Below are 17,714 nucleotides of genomic sequence, written 5' to 3'. Positions count from 1 at the left end.
GGACAGGCGCAGGCGCCTGTCCTCGTCAGCCGCCATCCAGCCTTGACCCCGCCCCCGCCCGGCGCGATCTAGACGGGCCCAACCAGCCGGAGACGGGACGAGTGATAAGCGTGGGAAACCTGCTGAGGATCGGCCTGGTCGTTCCGGCGATCATGGTGGCCGACGTCCTGGTGGCCCAGCACATGTTCCCCGGCTTCCGGCCCGGCGCGCAGTTCATCAGCGAGCTGGGCGGCCCGGCCGCGCCCAATCCGGCGATCTTCAATGTCGGCATGATCCTGGCCGGCTTGGCGGGGATCGCGGCCGGGGCCGGCTTCACCCAGGCCCTGGAACACGCCGGGGGCCGCCGCCAGGTCTCGGCCTTCGCGGGTCTGTGGGTGGCGATGACCGGCCTGGGCGCGCTGTTCGCCGGCCTGTTCCACTGGCCCGACCCGATGCACCGCGCCTGCGGCGTGGGACTGGCCATCCAGTTCGCCCCGCTGTTCACCGCCTGGGCCCTGTGGGGCAAGCCAGCGCATCGACGGCTGGCGCGCTTCTCGCTGGGCTGGTTCTTCTTCCTGCTGCTGGTCCTGGCCCTGCTGACCGGCGTCTGGAACGTCCGCACCGGCAACGACGTCGGCTTCTGGCAGCGCGGCCACGCGTTCCTGGGCCTGTTGTGGCTGGCGATCGCCGCGTTCTGCCTGGACCGCCACTGGCGAGCCCGCGACCTGACGGCCGCTCCAGTGGACCGCGAACCGACCGCCGAACCCGACTACGCCCCCGCCGCCTCGTAGGTGACGATCAGGTCGTCGGAGGCCAGGGCGTCGCCCTTCAGCGCGTTGACCAGGTCGGCCAGCGGCGTCTTCTCGTCGAACGGCAGGCGCTCGACCAGGGCGAAGATCTGGAAGTGATAGTGGTGCACGCCGTGCCCGACCGGCGGGCGTGGGCCAAACCAGCCGACCGTGCCGTTGTCGTTGACGCCCTGGGTCGCGCCGCCGACCAGGCCCAGGCTGGCCTCGTTCGGCAGGCCCTCGGGCAGGCTGGTCGCCTCGCCGGGAATGTTCCAGATCAGCCAGTGCACGAAAGGCTGTTCCCGAGGCGCGTCGGGATCCTCGACGATGATCGCATAGGCTCCCGCGCCTTGGACCGGGGTCCAGACCAGGGGCGGCGAGAGATTGTCGTGATAGGCGCTGTGGCGGTCGGCGATGCGGCCGTTGATGTCGGTGGCGGGGGTGGTGAGGATCAGGCTGCTTTCACCGAACGGCTGGACCTTCAGCATGGTGATCGCCGCGCCGGAATGGTCGGGCGTGTGGGCGTGGGGCATGGGCGGCTCCTGGCTGTGGGAGCTAAACCCGCCCGCCGTCCGCAAGGTTCACGGCCCAGGTCCGGCGGGGCCTGGACAGGCCGCGAGCGACCGCTAAGGTAGAGCGGCCTCGCTTGAAGGAGCCGCTGTGAAGAAGGTCGTCATCATCCTCGGTTGCCTAGCCGTCGTGGCGGCCGTCGGCTACGGCTGGACCACCTATCAGAACAAGCAGCGGTTCGACGCCGTCATGGCCGACTACGCCAAGGATCAAGCTCACCGCTGATCGCCGGCTAGCGCCAGGCGTAGTTGAAGCTGATGCTGATCCGCTCCTGCTTGGCGGCGTTGGCCGGCACCTCGTGGCGCAGCCAGCTTTCCCACATCAGCACCGTGCCCGGCCGCGGCTGGACATAGACGAAGGTCTGGCGGTCCTCCGGCGCGTCGGCCTGGCGGGTCGGGGCGGCCATCATCAGCGGCAGGCGCGGATCCTCCAGCTTCAGGGCCGAGGCGCCAGGTGGGGTCGCGACATAGACCGTGCCCGACAGCACGCTGTGCGGGTGGATGTGGCCGCTGTGGGCGCCGCCGGGCTTGAGGATGTTGATCCACAGGCTGTCCATCACCAGCCGCCCGCCGGCCAGCTCCAGGTTCAGGTCCTTGGCGAAGGCGGCCGCGTGCCGGTCGAGCTTCTTCTTCAGGTCGGCGAACAGGCTGTCGCGCTGGGGCAGGTCGTCGAGCGAAGCGTAGGAGGTGTAGCCGCTGTAGCCCTTCTCCCTGGCCCAGGCGCGGCCCGCCCGGTCCTCGGCGGCGATGGCGCGGCAGGCGTCCTCCATCTGGGCGTTGAAGGCCTCGAAGCCCTTGTCGGCGGCGAGGCTGCCCTCATAGAGGTGGGTGACGAAGAGCGGGCGCAGGGTCATGGCGGGCGTCATACCGCCCCGCCGCGTTGACGACAAACGGGGATGGTGGGACATTTGGTCATGGCCGATGGCGATCACATGCTGAAGATCGATGCGGCGCTTGCCGAGCGGCTGAAGGCTGTGTCCGAAGACCTGGGCAAGAGCTTGGACGAGTACGCCACGCAACTCCTCGACGCCTATACGGGCCTCGATCCGCGCAAGGAAGACGACGCCTATTGGAAGGAGCTTCGGCGCGAGGCGAACGAGACTTTGCGCAATGGCGGCATTCCCCTTGAGGACATCGAGCGGTGGATGCGATCCTGGGGAACCGACGCCGAACTTCCTCCGCCGGAGCCTCGCCCTCGTGTCCGCGAATGAGAACAGTCGAATTCTCGCCGACGGCGAGACGCGACCTGAACCGCCTCAGGCAATGGCTGGAAGAGCGTGCGCCTCACGTCACGCGCGAGGCGGTCCACGTCATCATTGCCGCCTATAAGTCCCTAGGCGAATTTCCGGAACGAGGCCGCGCGATCCCAGAGGGCCTGCGCGAACTCATCGTTCCCTTCGGCTCGGCTGGCTACGTACTCCAATATGATGTGCAGCCCCAGCACGTGATTATCCTGCGCATCTTCCACAGCCTCGAAGATCGCTGACCGCGCCAGACTCGCCTATATGTCGCTCGTGACCGATACGACGACCGACATCGCCCCCGCCAACGCCCTGAAGGGCGCCGCCCTGATCAAGGACGAGGTCTCGCGCCTGCCCGACGCGCCAGGCGTCTATCGGATGATCGGCGAGAACGAGGAAGTCCTCTACGTCGGCAAGGCCAAGAGCCTGAAGAAGCGGGTCGTGCAGTACGCCCAGGGCCGCTTCCACACCAACCGTATCGCCCACATGGTCGACGCCACGCGGTCGATGGAGTTCGTGACCACCCGCACCGAAGCCGACGCCCTGCTGCTCGAGATCAACCTGATCAAGTCGCTGAAGCCGCGCTTCAACGTGCTGCTGCGCGACGACAAGAGCTTTCCCGAGATCATGATCCGCCGCGATCACGACGCCCCCCAGCTTCGCAAGCATCGCGGCGCCCACACCATCAAGGGCGACTATTTCGGGCCGTTCGCCAGCGCCGGGGCGGTGAACCGCACGCTCAACACCCTGCAGAAGGCCTTCCTGCTGCGCTCGTGCAGCGACAGCGTCTACGAGACCCGCTCGCGGCCCTGCATGCTGCACCAGATCAAGCGCTGCGCCGCCCCGTGCACCGGCCTGATCGGCAAGGACGACTACCAGGCCCTGGTCGACCAGGCCGAGGCTTTCTTGAGAGGGAAGTCCCGCGCGGTCATGGCCCTGATCGCCCAGCAGATGGAGGCCGCGGCCGAGGACCTGGAGTTCGAGCGCGCCGCCCGCCTGCGCGACCGCATCCGCGCCCTGGCCGCCGTGGCCCAGGAAAGCCAGATCAATCCCGAGACCGTGGAGGAGGCCGACGTCGTGGCCCTGCACGTCGAGGGCGGCCAGGCCTGCGTGCAGGTGTTCTTCTTCCGGGCCGGCCAGAACTGGGGTAACCGAGCCTACTTCCCGCGCGTGACCGGCAACGCCGAGGAGGAGGACGAGACGGCCAGCGAGGAGCAGCGGATCCTGACCGCGTTCCTGGGCCAGTTCTACGACGACAAGCCCATCCCGCGCCTGATCCTGACCAACCTGGAGCCGGCCGACCGCGACCTGCTGGCCGAGGCCTTCTGCCTGAAGAGCGGCCGCAAGGTCGAGATCGCCACGCCCAGGCGCGGGGAAAAAGCCGACCTGGTCGGCCATGCGCTGACCAACGCCAAGGAAGCCCTGGGCCGGAAGATGGCCGAGGGCTCGGCCCAGACCAAGCTGCTGGCCGGCGTCTGTGAGGCCTTTGGCCTGGAGGCCCCGCCCGAGCGGATCGAGGTCTACGACAACAGCCACATCCAGGGCACCAACGCCGTCGGCGGCATGATCGTGGCCGGACCCGAGGGCTTCATGAAGGGCCAGTACCGCAAGTTCAACATCCGCTCGACCGAGCTGACGCCAGGCGACGACTACGGGATGATGAAGGAGGTCCTGCGCCGCCGCTTCGCCCGCCTGGTCAAGGAAGAGGAGGAGGGCGACAGCTCCACCCGTCCCGACCTGGTGCTGGTCGACGGCGGCAAGGGCCAGTTGGACGCGGCGCTGGAGGTGATGGCCGACCTGGGCGTCGACGACATCGCCATCGTCGGCGTCGCCAAGGGTCCGGACCGCGACGCGGGGCTGGAGCGGTTCTTCCTGCCCGACAAGACCCCGTTCATGCTCGAGCCCAAGTCGCCGGTGCTCTACTACCTGCAGCGCCTGCGCGACGAGGCCCACCGCTTCGCGATCGGCGCCCACCGCACGCGGCGCTCGATGGACCTGAAGAAGAACCCGCTCGACGAGATCGAGGGCGTCGGTCCCGGTCGCAAGAAGGCCCTGCTGCACGCGTTCGGCTCGGCCAAGGGCGTGGCTCGGGCCGGGGTCGAGGACCTGATGAAGGTCGACGGCGTCAGTCAGCCCCTGGCCGAGCGGATCCACGCCTTCTTCCGCAAAGGTTGAGAAAACGCGGCGGCGCCATTTACTCCCCAGGCGTGTGACGACAATAGTGCAATCCTGAGACGGCTGGTTCTCCGTCCAGGCTTGCCGAGTGCGCCATGGTTGTTGCGTCCCCTCAGTCCAGGTTCGGCCAGGCTGCGTCCGCGCAGGCCTCACCGGCGGACAATCCCGATCCCGTCGCTCTGCTCAACGCCTGGCTGGCGGTCGAGGCGCTGCAGCCCCAGACCTTCGCGACGCAGGAAGACCTGCTGGGACGCGAGCCGCCGCCCGCCAGGCGAAAACCCAGAGGCCAGCGCGACGCTCCGCTGCCCCGCGCCCTGTTCCCGTTCGACCTGGCCAGCGGCCGGATGCCCTGGGAAGGCCCCGAGGGCGATCGCGAGCGACTGGCGATGTCCGAGGACGACCGTCTTGTCTGGTACGTGCCCTTGGGCTTCGTGAAGATGGAGCCGGCGGTCGAACGCCTGGTGACCGAGGTCCAGCCGGAGGGCCCTGAGCGCGAGCGGGGCGTGGGCGTGGCGGTGCTGGCCCTGGCCGCCTTCGACGAGGCGGGCCGGGCCCTGCCCTCGAGCCTGCTGCTGTCCAGTTTCGGCTGGGCGTGCGGACGCGTGCTGGCCGGCGACATCGACCGCCTGCATGCGTTCGTCGACCTGGAGGGCGAGTTGCGCCACCAACTGGGACAGGCGCTGGTCCAGCTGGACCTGGACGGCCGCAAGGTCGCCACCTCGCGACAGCGGTTCCTCGAAGGCATGGCGGCGATCATGACCGCGCTGGAACTGCCGGCCGACCTGCTGGAACGGCCGCGCGTGGCCATCCGCGTGGTCGGCGAGGCCGACGGCGAGCCGGTCGACATCATCAACAGCTTCTACCTGCGCGACCTCCACCGCGTGCGCACGGCGCTTGCGGCCGGGGCGGGCGGCGCGACCCTGGCGGCCTATCTCGACCGAACAGTTGGACGTGCTGGCCGACAAGGCGGTGCTGGAGAGCCTTGTGGCGCCGGCCCTGACGCCCGGCGCGCGCTGGCCCGCGCCCCGTCCGGCCAAGCTGGTCACCCTGCAGCAGGCGGCGGTCAACGCCGCCGTTCGCGACCTGGCCGATGGCGGCCTGCTGTCGATCAACGGGCCGCCGGGCACCGGCAAGACCACCCTGTTGCGCGACGTGATCGCCGCGGTGCTGGAAGCCCGCGCCGACGCCCTGGTCGCGCTGGACGATCCGACCTCGGCCTTCTCGCCGGTCGAGCTGGTGGCCGAGAGCGGCCACAAGCGGGTGCTGTATCGTCCGTCGGCGGCCCTGGCCGGGCGCGGCGTGGTGGTGGCCTCGTCCAACAACGCCGCCGTCCGCAATGTCAGCGCCGAACTGCCCCTGGCCGGGGCGGTCAACGATCCGGCCGCCGTCCGCTATTTCGCCGATACCGCCCGCGTCGCCCAGGGCGGCGACGCCGACTGCTGGGGCCTGGTCGCGGCGGTGCTGGGCAATCGCAAGAACCGCTCGGAGTTCGTCGAAAGCGTCTGGTGGGACCCCGACTGGGGCCTGGAGAAGTACCTGGCCACCGTCAACGGCCGGGCCGAGGCCGAACCGCCGGCCATTGTCGCCACCGAAGCCCCGCCCCGCACGCGGGGCGAGGCGCGCGAGCGCTGGCGGCGGGCCCAGATGGACTATCGCGAGCGCAAGTCCGCTGTCGCCCGGCTGTTGGCCGGACGCGAGCAGATGCGCCTGGCGCTGGCCGACGCCGCGGCCGTCCAGCAGGCCCTGGAGGACGCCCAGGCCGCCGAGGCGACCGCCCAGGCCGACGGACGGGCGGCCGCAGAGACCCGGGAGGCGGCGGCCCTGGCCCTGACGCGCGCCGAGGCGGCGCTGGCCGACGCCCGCCGGCTGCACGACGGCGGCGCGGCCCTGCGCCCGGGATGGGTGGCGCGGCTGGTCGGCCAGGACACCGCCTGGCGGCAGTCCCAGGCCCGCACCCTGGCCCTGCTCGAACGGGCCATGGCGGACCAAGCGGCGGCGCGCGCCGAGCAGGACGCCGCCGACCGGCGGGCCCGCGACGCCGCGGCCCGGCTGACCCTGGCCCAGGCGGCCCGAGCCGAGGCCATGGTCCGGCGCGAGGCCCTGCTGCGGCTGGAAGCCGAGGGCCGGGCGCTCTACGGCGACCAAATCGGTCCCGGCTTCTGGGAGAGCGGCCACGCGGCGATCCACACGGCCAGCCCCTGGGCCGACGCGGCCCTGACCGAGGCCCGCGACAAGCGGTTCGCCGCCACCCTGGCCCTGCACCGCGCCTTCCTCGACGCCGCCGCCCGGCCGATGAAGTCGAACCTGGCCCTGATGATGGACCACCTGAAGGGCAAGCGCCTGCCGTCCGGGGCCGCGGCCCACCTCGACGCCCTGTGGGACAGCTTCTTCCTGGTCGTGCCCGTGGTCTCGACCACCTTCGCCTCGCTCGACCGGCTCATGGACGGCCTGGGCGAGGCTTCGGTGGGGTGGCTGATCGTCGACGAGGCCGGCCAGGCCACGCCCCAAGCCGCCGTCGGCGCCCTGTGGCGGGCGCGGCGGGCGCTGGTCATCGGCGATCCCCTTCAGATCGAGCCCGTTTCGACCGTTCCGGCCGGCCTGGTGCGGTCGATCTTCTCCAGCCGGGGCGCCCATCCAGATGTCTGGGCCGCGCCCCGCGCCTCGGTCCAGACCCTGGCCGACGCCGCAAGCCCCCTGACCGCCGCCGTCGGCTGGGGCGCGGACGCCCGGCGGATCGGCATGCCGCTGCTGGTGCACCGCCGGTGCGAGGAGCCGATGTTCTCGATCTCCAACACGATCGCCTATGACGGCCTGATGGTCCACGCGATCAGCCCATCCCCCTCGCCGATCCGCCGGGCCCTGGCCGAGATCGCGCCGGGCAGCTGCTGGCTCGACGTCATGTCCAGTTCGGCCAAGTGGAGCCCGCGCGAGGGTCAGGTCGTGCTGGACCTGCTGCGGCGGCTGGCCGAACAGGGCGTGCACGATCCCGATCTCTACCTAATCGCCCCGTTCCGCGAAGTCGCCGACACCTTGCGGGCCTTGGTCGTGCGCAGCGGCGTGCTTGAGCAACTGGGCGTGCCCGCCAAGCAGCACCGGCGCTGGGGCGAGACGCGGGTCGGCACCGTCCACACCTTCCAGGGCAAGGAGGCCGAGGCCGTGATCCTGGTGCTGGGGGCCAGCGCAGACGCCGGCCGCGGCTCGCGAAACTGGGCGGGCGGCGCCCCCAACATCCTCAACGTGGCGGTGACCCGGGCCAAGAAGGCGCTGTACGTCGTCGGCCGCCACGACGCCTGGCGCACCGCCGGCGTCTTCGCCCACGCGGCCGCGGTCCTGCCGGTGGTGTCGCTGGAGCCGTGACGGGGGACGGGGACAGGCGCATGCGCCTGTCCCCAATCGTGGACGTCCCTTACTCCCGCGCCGCCAGCTCCAGCCAGTCGAACTCCTCCTCCAGCGCCCGATAGGCGTCGTCGCCGATCTCGCCGCGCCGGCGCAGGTCGGCGATGGCCTCGCGCGACACCGCCACCACCCGCCGGCGCAGGGCGTTCTCGGCGGAGTCGCGGGCGTCGGCGCCCTTGCGGGTCTGGTCCAGGGCCTCGCCCAGCTCCCGCCGCAGCGCGTCCGCGGCCTCGGACCGATCGCCGTCCAGTTCGGCCAGCGCGGCCTTCAGCGCCTTGGCGCGGGCCAGTTTCAGCTCCTTGCGCACCGGGTCGTCGTCGGGCAGGCGCAGGATCCGAAGCAGCGGCTTCAGGGTCAGGCCCTGGACGACCAGCGTGCCCAGCACCACCGCGAAGGCGGCCAACAGGATGAAGTCGCGATAGGGAAAGCCCTCGGGCAAGGCCAGGGCGGCGGCCAGGGTGACCATGCCGCGCATCCCGCACCAGGCGACGGCCAAACCGCCGCGCGCCGTGGGCGGGGCCATGCTGGACCGGGCGACATGGACGCCGAACCAATGGTTCTTCAACCGGACGGCGGTGTTGTAGCTCATCACCCAGGCGATCCGCACGGCGATCACCGTGGCCAGGATCACCAGGGCGGCGCGCACGTAATCGAACCGCTCCTGATGCGACAAACCCTCCAGGATGGGGCGAAGTTGCAGGCCGATCAGGGTGAAGGCCAGGACGTTCAGCACCACGGTCACCGACTCCCAGACCGCGAAGGACGGGATGCGCAATCGCGCCGACAGCTGCGCGCCCGGCCGCCAGGCGACGGTCACGCCGTAGACGACGATGGTCACCACCCCCGACAGGCCCAGCCGCTCGGCCAGGATCCACACCCCGAAGGTCGAGACGAACTGGACGATCACCGAACTGGGCACGTCGGTGATGCGGTGGAAGAACAGGCCGGTCAGCCGCGCCAGACCATAGCCGGCCACCACGCTGCCCACGGCCACCAGGGCCAGGGTGGGAGCCGCATGGGCCAGGCTGAAGCCGCCGCCGACCGCCCCCACGGCCAGGCGGTAGATCAGCAGGGCCGAGGCGTCGTTCAGCAGGCTCTCGCCCTCCAGGACCTTGAGGATCCGGTGCGGCGGCTGGATCTGGCGCAGCACGGCCAGGGCCGCCACCGCGTCCGGCGGGGCGACGATGGCCCCCAGGGCGATGGCGGCCGGCCAGGGCATGTCCGGAAACAGCAGCCGCGCCACCCAGGCGACGCCCAAGGTGGTCAGGCTCACGGCCACCAGCACCAGGGACGAGACCGGCCGCCAGTTGTCCTTCAGGTCTCGCAGCGAGGAGTCATAGGCCGCGTCCAGCAGGACCGGGGCGATGAACAGGGCCAGGATCAGCTCCGGCTCCAGGTCCAGCCGGGGCGCGCCGGGAACCAGGGCCACCGCCGCCCCGCCCAGGGCCAGCAGCGCCGGATACGGAACCCCGATCCGCCGGGCCAGGGTCGACAGCAGCACCGCGCCCAGCAGCAGGGCCAGGATCCACTCGAAGATCAGCATGGCGCCAGGGTCGCCGCGGACGGCGAAGTTGGCAACGGCGTCGGCCGGAAAAAGCGCCGATCGCCCTACTCGACCGCGAAGTTTAGTCCGGCCTTGGCCTGCAACCGCTCCACCAGCTTGCCCCGCAGGGCCGCACCCGGGGTCCAGATCCCGCCGGCCGCCTCCGGCGTATCGACCAGGCACAAGGCCGTCTCGGCGATCATCTTGCTGGTCGAGCCGTAGCCGGGGTCCTTGTCGCCCTTGACGCCAGCCCGGACCTGGCGGCCGTCGGGGGCGAGGGCGACGAACAGCAGGTCGTAGAAGCCGGCCTCGCGCTCGGCCTTGCTGGGCCCCTCGCCCGGCTTGGGTCCGCTCTCGGCGCCCATCGCGGCGTTGGCGGCCGTGACGAGCTTGGCGGCAGCCTCGCCCGCCTCGCCGGAGCCGGTCAGCACCATCTCGTCATAGACGAAGTCCGCGCCGTAGGGCTGGCCCATCAGCCAGTTGGAACGGTGGACGTTGCGGGTGTTGATGGCCGCCATCACGAACGGGGCGGTCCAGGCGTCCAGGTCGTCGTCATGGGCCACGGCCGCGCCATGCGGCTGCTTGGGGCCGGCGAAATCGGGGGTCAGGGCGAAGGGGTCCTTCAGGTGCTCCAGCACCTTTGGGTCGCGGGCCGCCGCGGCCATCGTGGCCTTCAGGCTGGCCGCCGTGCCGCCCGAGAAGCCGCCGCGCATGGCCCGCACTCGCCCCTTCACGCGGGCGACAGGCGCGCCGAATCGCCGGGCCGCCTCCTGCTGCACGAACCAGACGCCCAGCTCGAACGGGATGGAGTCGAAGCCGCAGGAGAAGACGATCCGCGCCCCGCTGGCCTTGGCCGCCGCCTCGTGGGCGTCGATCATCTGGCGCATCCAGGCCGGCTCGCCGCACAGGTCCAGATAGTCGGTTCCGGCCTCGGCGCAGGCGGCCACCAGATCGGAGCCATAGAGCTGGTACGGGCCGACGGTGGTCAGCACCGCCTTGGTCCGCGCGACCATGGCCCGCAGCGAGGCGGGGTCGTCGGCGTCCGCGACGATCAGCGGCGTGTCGGAGGCCGCGCCGATCTCGTCACGCACGGCGGCCAGCTTGTCGGCGCTACGGCCGGATATCGCCCACTTGGCGTCGGGGTGATGGTTGGCGAAGTGCTCGGCCACCAGCCGACCGGTGAAGCCGGTCGCCCCGTGGACGATGACGTCGAATTCTGTTGAAGGGTTCATGGGCCCGCCTCCCGAGATCTTATCGTTGGAGGCAGAGTGGCGCGGATATCCGCCAAGGGCAAACAACTGTTCGCCCTTCCAATTCCACTCATCTCGGCGAATGCCGGGATGAGCGGGATTTGGGGTTAGGCCGCCGCCTTCGGCTTCAGCGCCAGCAGGCCCACGAAGCTCAGTCCCGCCGCCACCGCCAGATAGACCCCCACCGGGACCAGGCCGCCCCGGTTGGCCAGGGCCTGGGCGATCGTCGGCGCCAGGCCGCCGCCCAGGATGCCGCCGAGGTTGAAGGCCGCCGAGGCGCCGGTGTAGCGCACCCGGGCCGGAAACAGGTCGGGCAGGAAGGCGCCCAGCGGTCCGTAGACGAAGCCCATGACCAGCAGGCCGATCGCCAGGAAGGCGCCGATGGTGGGCAGCGAGCCGGCCACCATCATCAGCGGCAGCAGGATCCCGACCCCGACGGTCATGGCGCAGCCGGCCATCAGCACCCGGCGCGGGCTGGCGGCGTCGGCCCAGTAGCCGGCCACGACGATGCCGGCGGCCATGAACAGGATGGCGATCAACTGGGCGCTCAGCATGCCGGTGCGGCCATAGCCCAGGTCCTTGGCGCCGTAGCCTAACGCGAAAGCGGTCATCAGGTAATAGACGGCGAAGCAGCAGACGGCCGCCAGCGTTCCGCAGAGGGTGGCCTTCCAGTGGTCGCGCAGCAGCTCGCCCAGCGGCACGGCCGGCGGCGCCTCGTGGGCGATGGCGGCGGCGAAGTCCGGGGTCTCGGTCAGCTTCAGCCGCACCCACAGCCCCACCCCGACCAGGGCCGCGCTGCCCAGGAACGGCAGGCGCCAGCCCCAGTCCTGGAACTGGTCCGGCGTCAGGACCAGGCCCAGGATCAGGAACAGTCCGTTGGCGGCGATGAAGCCGACCGGCGCGCCCAGCTGCGGGAACATGCCGAACCGCGCCCGCCAGCCTGGCGGCGCGTTCTCGACCGCCAGCAAGGCCGCCCCGCCCCACTCGCCGCCCAGGCCGAAGCCCTGGCCGAACCGCAGCAAGCACAGCAGAGCGGGCGCCAGCCAGCCGGCCGTGGCGTAGGTGGGCAGGAAGGCGATCGCCAGGGTCGAGCCGCCCATCAGCAGCAGCGAGGCCACCAGGGTCGACTTGCGTCCGACCCGGTCCCCGAAGTGGCCGAAGGCCACGGCGCCAAGAGGCCGGGCCAGGAAGGCCACGCCCAGGCTGGCGAAGGCGGCCAGCTGCTGCAGGCTGGCCGACTTGGACGGGAAGAACAGCTGGCCGAACACCAGCGAGGCGGCGGTGGCGTAGATGTAGAAGTCGTAGAACTCCACCGCCGTGCCCACCAGGCTGGCGGCCAGCACGCGGCGGTTGGAATTGGTCGCGGTCGGTTGGTCGGTATTGGCCATGACGCCCTCGAAGAACTTGGCCATGGCTTGGCGGCCGAAAGACGCCGCGTCAACTGGTCCAGGGCAGAAACGACCTCGACGACAGGGTTTTCGCGCGGCGCACGATGGGTTCATTCCACGGCGGTAAGCCTAACCGACGGAATCGCCTCAAGCCTTGTCCCTCGCAGGTCATCAGGCCCTGGGCTTGCGACGACGGCCCTGGTGATCGGGATCCGCCCCCATAGCCCTTCGTCGCTTTCATGCGTTAGAACCGGCGCCATGAAAGCCCTGCCCAACATCCTGACCTCCGCCCGCCTGGTCATCGCCCTGTTCATGTTCGTGGCCCTGGCCGCGGCGGCCGGCGGCGTGCCGTGGCTGAGCGACCAGCTGAGCGTGGACCAGCAGATGTCGTTGCAGCGCTGGGCGTTCTGGGCGTTCGTGGTGGCGGCGGTGACCGACTTCTTCGACGGCTGGCTGGCCCGCAAGCTGGACGCTGTCAGCGTCTGGGGCGCGATCCTCGACCCGATCGGCGACAAGATCCTGGTCTGCGGCGCCCTGCTGGGCCTGATGGCCCTGGGTCCCAATCCGCTGGTGATCCTGCCGGCGGGCCTGATCCTGTTCCGGGAGTTCGCCGTCAGCGCCCTGCGTGAGGTCGGCGCCGGCAAGGGCGTCAAGCTGCCGGTCACCGTGCTGGCCAAGTGGAAGACCACCCTGCAGCTGGTGGCGATCGGGGCCGAGATGGTCCTGGCCTCATGGTCCGCCTTTCACCTGCCGACCGCTCCGTCGGTGGTGACCCCGGCCACCTACGCGACCCACGGCCTGCTGTGGCTGGCCGCCGTGGTGACGCTGATCACCGGCGCGCAGTACTGGGAAGCGGCGCGCAAGGCGCTTGTCTAGGGGCTTCGGAAAACACCTCCCCCACAGGGCAGGGGAATCGCATATGGATTTTTGGTCCGAACGGGATTCTGAGGGTGTCTCCTTGTGAGAGGGAGACGGTCGGATGGAGACGTTCGCGGCTTGTTTTTCGGCGATGGAGGATCCGCGGGCGAGGAACGCTCGGCATGATCTTCTGGAGTTGGTGTTCGTGGCCCTGGCGGCGGTGCTGTGCGGGGCGGAGGACTGCACTGACATGGCCGCCTTCGCGCGGGCCAAGCTGGATTTCCTGCGCCAGGTGGTGAAGCTGGAGCACGGTCCGCCCAGCCACGACACGTTCAGCCGCGTGTTTCGCCGATTGGCGCCCGAGCCGTTCGAAGCGGCCTTCGCCCAGTTCACCGCCGCCTTCGCCGGGGCCTTGAAGGGCGTGGTGGCGATCGACGGCAAGGCTCTGCGCGGAGCCTATGAGCGCGGATGCCGGGCCTCGCCGCTGCATCTGGTCAATGTCTGGGCCGCCGAGGCCCGGCTGGTGATCGGCCAGCGCCTGGCGCCGGGCCGCAACGAAGTGCTGGGCGCCCAGCAGGCCCTGGCCCTGCTGGGCCTGGAAGGCTGCATCGTCACCGCCGACGCCCTGCACTGCCGGGCCGACACCGCCCAGACCATCCTGGACACCGGAGCCGACTACGCCCTGGCCCTGAAGGCCAACCAACCGACCCTGCTGGCCAAGGCCCAGGCCCTGCTCGCCGCCGCCGATCCCACCAACGAGGCCCTCCAAGGCCCCGCCAAGGGCCACGACCGGATCGAGGGCCGCGCCGCCCTGGTCGTCCCCGCCAAGGACATGGACTTTCCCGGCCTGGCCGCCGTCGCCCGCGTGGAGACCCACTGCAAGCGGGCCGGCGCCCCCGAGCCGGTCATCGTCCGCTTCTTCCTGCTGTCCACGCTCCTGTCCCCCGAAAGGATGCTCCAGGTCGCCCAGACCCACTGGACCATCGAGAACCAGCTGCACTGGGTGCTCGACGTGGCCCTGCTGGAGGACGCCTCGCGCAGCCGCAAGGACAACGCACCGCAAAACCTCGCCCTGATCCGAAAGCTCGCCCTCAACACCCTGCGACAGCACCCCGGCAAGGGTTCCATCAAGACCAAGATCAAGCGCGCCGGCTGGGATGAAACCTTCCTGCTCTCACTCCTGGGTCATATGCGATAGCCCTGCCCCACAGGGGAGGATCCTAGAACACCTACTCCGCCGCCAGCAGCGCCGTCGGCGGCTCGTCATCCTCGATGGTCTCGGAGTCGCGCAACAGCCACTCGGCGGCGGGCGGCTCGTGGCCGGCCCGGGTCCGTTCCGCTCGCATCATCAGGGCCAGCCAGCCGCTGCCCGCCGTCAGAAACACCATGATCGCCTCCGAAGCGCTCCGTCGTTATTGAGAATGACTATCAATAACGACGGAGGCAAGGCGTCTTTGAGAGCCTCAGGCCGCTTCGGCGGCCGCAACGGCCCTGCGCTTGGCGGCGGTCGCGCCGCGCTTCTTGGTCGCCGCTTCCAGGGTGACCTGGCGGCGCTTGGAGGCTTCCAATTCGAGCACGGGCAGGACCTCCGACGCGGCCAGCCTCTGAGCCGGGGTGCCCACGACGTCCAGGCGGCGGGCGTTGGCCAGGAGCGTCACCAGCTCCCGGTCGTTCAGCAGAGGAATCCGCTCGATCAGGGTCATGTCGTGCTCCTTGAAACTCAGCAATTCCCGCAGTAGCGCGAGAGAATTTGCTTAACGTTCAAGGCATGGCTTGGGGTCCAAAACTATTCGCGATTCAAGTCGATTCACGAATTCACTTGCCGTGGCCTCGGATGAGGGTCATGGTGGCTTATCGAAATTCGCTGACGTTCGGCCTGCTTTTCCATGCTCTCCTTTGCGAGAGCGCCGGACGCGCCCACCGACCCCCAACGAAATTTGATCGTCGCGCGGAACGACTCCGCCGACGCCTATCGAACTGCAAGGACTACCACTATGGCTACCGGCACCGTGAAATGGTTCAACGGCACCAAGGGCTTCGGCTTCATTCAACCGGACGACGGCGGCGCCGACGTCTTCGTGCACATCTCGGCCGTTGAACGCGCCGGTCTGCGCGGCCTGGATGAAGGTCAGAAGATCACCTACGAACTCGAGCAAGATCGTCGCTCGGGCAAGATGTCGGCGGGCCAACTGCAGGCTTAATCGCCTCACGCTCACGAGATTTGGAATGGGTCGGCGCCTGGCGCCGGCCCATTTTTCTTGCGCGCTTCCCGTGGGGGCGTAACAGGGGGCGAAGGTTTAGGCAGCGAGCCCACAGCCCATGCGTCCAGCCCGCCTCCTCGCCCTCCTCCTGGCCGCCCTGAGCCTGTGCGCCTGCGGGTCGCTGTCGCGCCCGGCGTTCCAGGCCAGCGACCTGGCCGGGCCGCCGCCCAAGGGCCTGGCCGACATCCGCTTCAACGCCAGCGACAAGGACGCCGCCGTCCGGTTCGGCGACCCGGCTCGCAAGCGCGCCCTAGCCCAGCGCACCTTCGACGTGCTGGCCCTGTCGGGCGGCGGCTCCAACGGGGCCTATGGCGCCGGCGTGCTGGTGGGCCTGACCAAGCGCGGCGAGCGGCCCGAATTCGACATCGTCACCGGCGTCTCGACCGGGGCCCTGACCGCTCCGTTCGCCTTCCTCGGCCCCAGCTGGGACGACCGCCTGACGCAGGCCTATACCGGCAAGGAGGCCGGCCGGATCCTCAAGCCCCGCGGCCTGGGCGTGCTGTTCCATCCCAGCTTTTACAGCAGCGCCGCCCTGCGCCAGCTGGTCGACGCCTATGTGACCGACGACATGCTCCAGGCGATCGTCGCCGAGCACCGGCGCGGCCGCCGCCTGCTGATCGCCACCACCAATCTCGACACCGAAGAGACGGTGATCTGGGACATGGGCGCGATCGCCAGCCGCGGCGACGACGCGTCCAAGGAGTTGTTCAAGCGCGTCCTGGTCGCCTCGACCAGCATTCCCGGCGTCTTCCCGCCCACCCTGATCCAGATCGAGGGCAAGGGCCGCGAGCTGTCGGAAATGCATGTCGACGGCGGAGTCACCATCCCGTTCTTCGTGGCGCCCGAATCGCTGCTGCTGTGGACCGCCGCCAAGAACTCGGCCCGGCCCGGACGGATGTACGTGATCGTCAACGGCAAGGTCGACGGCAGTTTCGGCTTCACCAAGGGCGGGGCCCTGTCGATCGTCGGACGCTCATGGGACGCCATGAGCAAGGCCCTGATGCGCACCCACCTGGCGGCCAGCTACGGCTTCGCCCGGCGCAACGGCGGCCAGCTGTTCTACAGCGCCATCCCCGACAGCGCCGACGCCGACACCTCGGGCCTGGATTTCGACGCCAAGAACCGCGCGGCCCTGTTCCAGCTGGGCCGCGAACGGGCCGAGGCGGGCTGGGCCTGGGCGCTGCCGGACGACCCGAACGGCCCGTCCGACGTGCCGCCCGCCGTTCCCGCCCCGCCGGCGATCAGCGGCAAGTGATCTTAGGCAGGCCTGGAAATATCGGAGCCGCGATCGATCGCCCTATCCCTGGACCAGGGCTTCGATCTTCTCTGAGGCGGCGTCCAGGGCCTTTATGGCGCGGATCTCGACACGGGTCTGTTCGGTCTGCAGGCGGGCCAGTTCCGACTGGGCGTGGGCCAGGCGCAGCTTCAGGTCCGACAGCTCGTCGGCCAACAGCAGCGCGCCCATCAGGAACAGCCGCGTTTCGCCCAGCTGGCCGACGTCCTGGCTGACCTGGCGGACCTGGCGGTCGAACAGGCGGGCGATCTCCAGCAGGTGGGCTTCCTGCCCGTCCTCGCAGCCGACGGTGTAGGGCCGGCCGTTCACCTGGATGGTCAGTTGGGCCATGGATCAGGCCTCCCGTTCCGTGACGCCGTCATCGTGGTCGAGGTCGCCGAACAGGTCGCCCGCCTCGGCGCCGTCGTCCTGGTCGTCCTCATCGTCGTGGACGCCCTCGGTGATCAGGCTCTCGTCGCCCAGGGCGGCGCGGATCTCGGCGATGGCGCGGCCCAGGGCCTCGGAGGCCTGCTCGCCGGCCTCCTCCAGCGCCTTCTCGCGGGCCCGAGCGGCTTCCAGGTCGAGCGCCAGGCGGGCGGCCTTGGACTCCGCCTGGGCCTGGGCCTCGGCGTCGAACAGGCCCAGATCGTCGGACGCGGCGCCTGTCGACGACGCCGAAGCCGCCGCGGCGGCGGCCGAAAACGCGGCCAGGCGCGCGGTGCGCTCGGCCGTGATCTTCTGCTCCAGCTGGCTGACGGCGCGCTCCAGGCGGCGCGCGGCCAGTTCGAGGGCGTTCCCTTCGCCCGGGGTCATCGGCATCGTCCAACGGTCATGCAGCGCAACATATAGACTGCGGCCTGCTTCGCCACCCGCCATGGCGACAATTGGGCGACGAAACCGCGCGGATAACAATAGGTCATCCAATGTGAGCGCTCGCACAGGTTTCTTGGGGTTGACTTCCCCGCCCCGCACCGCAAAACGCGCTGCAAAATC

The 17,714-nt window shown here is 70.1% G+C and carries 20 protein-coding genes; 10 read left to right on the top strand and 10 right to left on the bottom strand.

The annotated features are described in order from the left end of the window. Window positions 1-101: 101 nt before the first annotated feature. On the top strand, window positions 102-770 hold the full coding sequence (locus G3M57_RS03715; protein ID WP_056758856.1) for a DUF998 domain-containing protein: 669 nt from the start codon (window positions 102-104) through the stop codon (window positions 768-770). On the opposite strand, the gene G3M57_RS03710 is transcribed toward G3M57_RS03715, so the two are convergent. After that, a complete protein-coding gene (locus G3M57_RS03710) occupies window positions 749-1,300 on the bottom strand; it encodes a YbhB/YbcL family Raf kinase inhibitor-like protein (protein WP_163228801.1) in 552 nt (183 codons plus the stop codon). The genes G3M57_RS03715 and G3M57_RS03710 overlap by 22 nt on opposite strands. 127 nt (window positions 1,301-1,427) lie before the next feature. On the opposite strand from G3M57_RS03710, the gene G3M57_RS27700 reads away from it, so the two are divergent. Next, window positions 1,428-1,562, top strand: coding sequence for a YdgA family protein (locus G3M57_RS27700; RefSeq protein WP_162251661.1), 135 nt, complete (start codon window positions 1,428-1,430; stop codon window positions 1,560-1,562). A gap of 7 nt (window positions 1,563-1,569) precedes the next feature. On the opposite strand, the gene G3M57_RS03700 is transcribed toward G3M57_RS27700, so the two are convergent. Beyond that, window positions 1,570-2,190: a TIGR02466 family protein gene (locus G3M57_RS03700; protein ID WP_163228799.1), complete on the bottom strand. Its 621-nt coding sequence runs from the start codon at window positions 2,188-2,190 to the stop codon at window positions 1,570-1,572. Between the two features lie 60 nt (window positions 2,191-2,250). Between G3M57_RS03700 and G3M57_RS03695 the strand changes: the two genes are divergently transcribed. From G3M57_RS03695 to uvrC, 3 genes are read left to right on the top strand one after another with little or no spacing between them, the layout of a single operon-like run. Beyond that, entirely contained in the window at window positions 2,251-2,547 is a 297-nt protein-coding gene (locus G3M57_RS03695) for an antitoxin (RefSeq protein ID WP_230983829.1), read from the top strand. Further along, complete coding sequence (locus G3M57_RS03690; protein ID WP_163228797.1) at window positions 2,544-2,822, top strand: type II toxin-antitoxin system RelE/ParE family toxin; 279 nt, start codon at window positions 2,544-2,546, stop codon at window positions 2,820-2,822. Before G3M57_RS03695 ends, G3M57_RS03690 begins: the two co-directional genes overlap by 4 nt. A gap of 19 nt (window positions 2,823-2,841) precedes the next feature. Next, window positions 2,842-4,752, top strand: a complete 1,911-nt coding sequence (uvrC, locus tag G3M57_RS03685; protein WP_163228795.1) for an excinuclease ABC subunit UvrC — start codon at window positions 2,842-2,844, stop codon at window positions 4,750-4,752. A 149-nt stretch (window positions 4,753-4,901) separates the two neighbouring features. On the opposite strand, the gene G3M57_RS27115 is transcribed toward uvrC, so the two are convergent. Next, window positions 4,902-5,717: a hypothetical protein gene (locus G3M57_RS27115; RefSeq protein WP_208789650.1), complete on the bottom strand. Its 816-nt coding sequence runs from the start codon at window positions 5,715-5,717 to the stop codon at window positions 4,902-4,904. Here G3M57_RS27115 and G3M57_RS03680 point away from each other — a divergent pair. Then, window positions 5,704-8,109, top strand: coding sequence for a DEAD/DEAH box helicase (locus G3M57_RS03680; protein ID WP_208789649.1), 2,406 nt, complete (start codon window positions 5,704-5,706; stop codon window positions 8,107-8,109). The genes G3M57_RS27115 and G3M57_RS03680 overlap by 14 nt on opposite strands. A 49-nt stretch (window positions 8,110-8,158) precedes the next feature. Here the strand turns inward: G3M57_RS03680 and G3M57_RS03675 are convergent, their stop codons facing one another. The 3 genes from G3M57_RS03675 to G3M57_RS03665 all read right to left on the bottom strand — a co-directional run bounded on the left by G3M57_RS03675 (window position 8,159) and on the right by G3M57_RS03665 (window position 12,329). After that, a complete protein-coding gene (locus G3M57_RS03675; protein ID WP_163228793.1) occupies window positions 8,159-9,691 on the bottom strand; it encodes a cation:proton antiporter in 1,533 nt (510 codons plus the stop codon). A 65-nt stretch (window positions 9,692-9,756) separates the two neighbouring features. Next, window positions 9,757-10,923, bottom strand: a complete 1,167-nt coding sequence (locus G3M57_RS03670; RefSeq protein WP_163228791.1) for a saccharopine dehydrogenase family protein — start codon at window positions 10,921-10,923, stop codon at window positions 9,757-9,759. Between the two features lie 125 nt (window positions 10,924-11,048). Then, a complete protein-coding gene (locus G3M57_RS03665) occupies window positions 11,049-12,329 on the bottom strand; it encodes an MFS transporter (RefSeq protein ID WP_163233641.1) in 1,281 nt (426 codons plus the stop codon). A gap of 258 nt (window positions 12,330-12,587) precedes the next feature. Between G3M57_RS03665 and pgsA the strand changes: the two genes are divergently transcribed. Both pgsA and G3M57_RS03655 read left to right on the top strand, forming a co-directional pair. Then, window positions 12,588-13,205: a CDP-diacylglycerol--glycerol-3-phosphate 3-phosphatidyltransferase gene (gene pgsA / locus G3M57_RS03660; protein ID WP_163228789.1), complete on the top strand. Its 618-nt coding sequence runs from the start codon at window positions 12,588-12,590 to the stop codon at window positions 13,203-13,205. 103 nt (window positions 13,206-13,308) lie between these two features. Further along, on the top strand, window positions 13,309-14,385 hold the full coding sequence (locus tag G3M57_RS03655) for an ISAs1 family transposase (protein WP_163228787.1): 1,077 nt from the start codon (window positions 13,309-13,311) through the stop codon (window positions 14,383-14,385). A gap of 31 nt (window positions 14,386-14,416) precedes the next feature. On the opposite strand, the gene G3M57_RS03650 is transcribed toward G3M57_RS03655, so the two are convergent. Then, window positions 14,417-14,575 (bottom strand): hypothetical protein, encoded by a 159-nt coding sequence (locus tag G3M57_RS03650; protein ID WP_163228785.1) that lies wholly within the window; start codon window positions 14,573-14,575, stop codon window positions 14,417-14,419. Between the two features lie 75 nt (window positions 14,576-14,650). After that, on the bottom strand, window positions 14,651-14,890 hold the full coding sequence (locus tag G3M57_RS03645) for a hypothetical protein (RefSeq protein WP_056759066.1): 240 nt from the start codon (window positions 14,888-14,890) through the stop codon (window positions 14,651-14,653). Window positions 14,891-15,181: 291 nt separating this feature from the next. Here G3M57_RS03645 and G3M57_RS03640 point away from each other — a divergent pair, with 291 nt between their 5' ends. Both G3M57_RS03640 and G3M57_RS03635 read left to right on the top strand, forming a co-directional pair. Continuing rightward, entirely contained in the window at window positions 15,182-15,388 is a 207-nt protein-coding gene (locus tag G3M57_RS03640) for a cold-shock protein (RefSeq protein ID WP_056758838.1), read from the top strand. 118 nt (window positions 15,389-15,506) lie between these two features. After that, window positions 15,507-16,703, top strand: a complete 1,197-nt coding sequence (locus tag G3M57_RS03635) for a patatin-like phospholipase family protein (RefSeq protein WP_163228783.1) — start codon at window positions 15,507-15,509, stop codon at window positions 16,701-16,703. Window positions 16,704-16,745: 42 nt separating this feature from the next. Here G3M57_RS03635 and G3M57_RS03630 read toward each other — a convergent pair whose 3' ends face one another. Together G3M57_RS03630 and G3M57_RS03625 are read right to left on the bottom strand one after the other, a co-directional pair. Continuing rightward, window positions 16,746-17,072 (bottom strand): cell division protein ZapA, encoded by a 327-nt coding sequence (locus G3M57_RS03630; protein ID WP_012284839.1) that lies wholly within the window; start codon window positions 17,070-17,072, stop codon window positions 16,746-16,748. Window positions 17,073-17,075: 3 nt separating this feature from the next. Then, a complete protein-coding gene (locus G3M57_RS03625; RefSeq protein WP_163228781.1) occupies window positions 17,076-17,534 on the bottom strand; it encodes a hypothetical protein in 459 nt (152 codons plus the stop codon). Window positions 17,535-17,714: the final 180 nt, after the last annotated feature.

It is taken from the genome of Caulobacter rhizosphaerae (genome assembly GCF_010977555.1).
Taxonomy (GTDB): domain Bacteria; phylum Pseudomonadota; class Alphaproteobacteria; order Caulobacterales; family Caulobacteraceae; genus Caulobacter; species Caulobacter rhizosphaerae.
Note: the sequence above shows the minus strand (reverse complement) of the source record. Positions and strands in the feature narration are given on the sequence as shown.

Bases quoted from the DNA above. Each gene is read 5' to 3' on its own strand.
- G3M57_RS03640 (WP_056758838.1), top strand. From the start codon at position 15,182: ATGGCTACCGGCACCGTGAAATGGTTCAACGGCACCAAGGGCTTCGGC.
- G3M57_RS03675 (WP_163228793.1), bottom strand. From the start codon at position 9,691: ATGCTGATCTTCGAGTGGATCCTGGCCCTGCTGCTGGGCGCGGTGCTG.
- G3M57_RS03690 (WP_163228797.1), top strand. From the start codon at position 2,544: ATGAGAACAGTCGAATTCTCGCCGACGGCGAGACGCGACCTGAACCGC.
- G3M57_RS03635 (WP_163228783.1), top strand. From the start codon at position 15,507: ATGCGTCCAGCCCGCCTCCTCGCCCTCCTCCTGGCCGCCCTGAGCCTG.
- G3M57_RS03695 (WP_230983829.1), top strand. From the start codon at position 2,251: ATGGCCGATGGCGATCACATGCTGAAGATCGATGCGGCGCTTGCCGAG.
- G3M57_RS03645 (WP_056759066.1), bottom strand. From the start codon at position 14,890: ATGACCCTGATCGAGCGGATTCCTCTGCTGAACGACCGGGAGCTGGTG.
- pgsA (WP_163228789.1), top strand. From the start codon at position 12,588: ATGAAAGCCCTGCCCAACATCCTGACCTCCGCCCGCCTGGTCATCGCC.
- G3M57_RS03630 (WP_012284839.1), bottom strand. From the start codon at position 17,072: ATGGCCCAACTGACCATCCAGGTGAACGGCCGGCCCTACACCGTCGGC.
- G3M57_RS03665 (WP_163233641.1), bottom strand. From the start codon at position 12,329: ATGGCCAATACCGACCAACCGACCGCGACCAATTCCAACCGCCGCGTG.
- G3M57_RS03625 (WP_163228781.1), bottom strand. From the start codon at position 17,534: ATGACCCCGGGCGAAGGGAACGCCCTCGAACTGGCCGCGCGCCGCCTG.
- G3M57_RS03710 (WP_163228801.1), bottom strand. From the start codon at position 1,300: ATGCCCCACGCCCACACGCCCGACCATTCCGGCGCGGCGATCACCATG.
- G3M57_RS03700 (WP_163228799.1), bottom strand. From the start codon at position 2,190: ATGACCCTGCGCCCGCTCTTCGTCACCCACCTCTATGAGGGCAGCCTC.
- uvrC (WP_163228795.1), top strand. From the start codon at position 2,842: ATGTCGCTCGTGACCGATACGACGACCGACATCGCCCCCGCCAACGCC.
- G3M57_RS03650 (WP_163228785.1), bottom strand. From the start codon at position 14,575: ATGGTGTTTCTGACGGCGGGCAGCGGCTGGCTGGCCCTGATGATGCGA.
- G3M57_RS03670 (WP_163228791.1), bottom strand. From the start codon at position 10,923: ATGAACCCTTCAACAGAATTCGACGTCATCGTCCACGGGGCGACCGGC.
- G3M57_RS03655 (WP_163228787.1), top strand. From the start codon at position 13,309: ATGGAGACGTTCGCGGCTTGTTTTTCGGCGATGGAGGATCCGCGGGCG.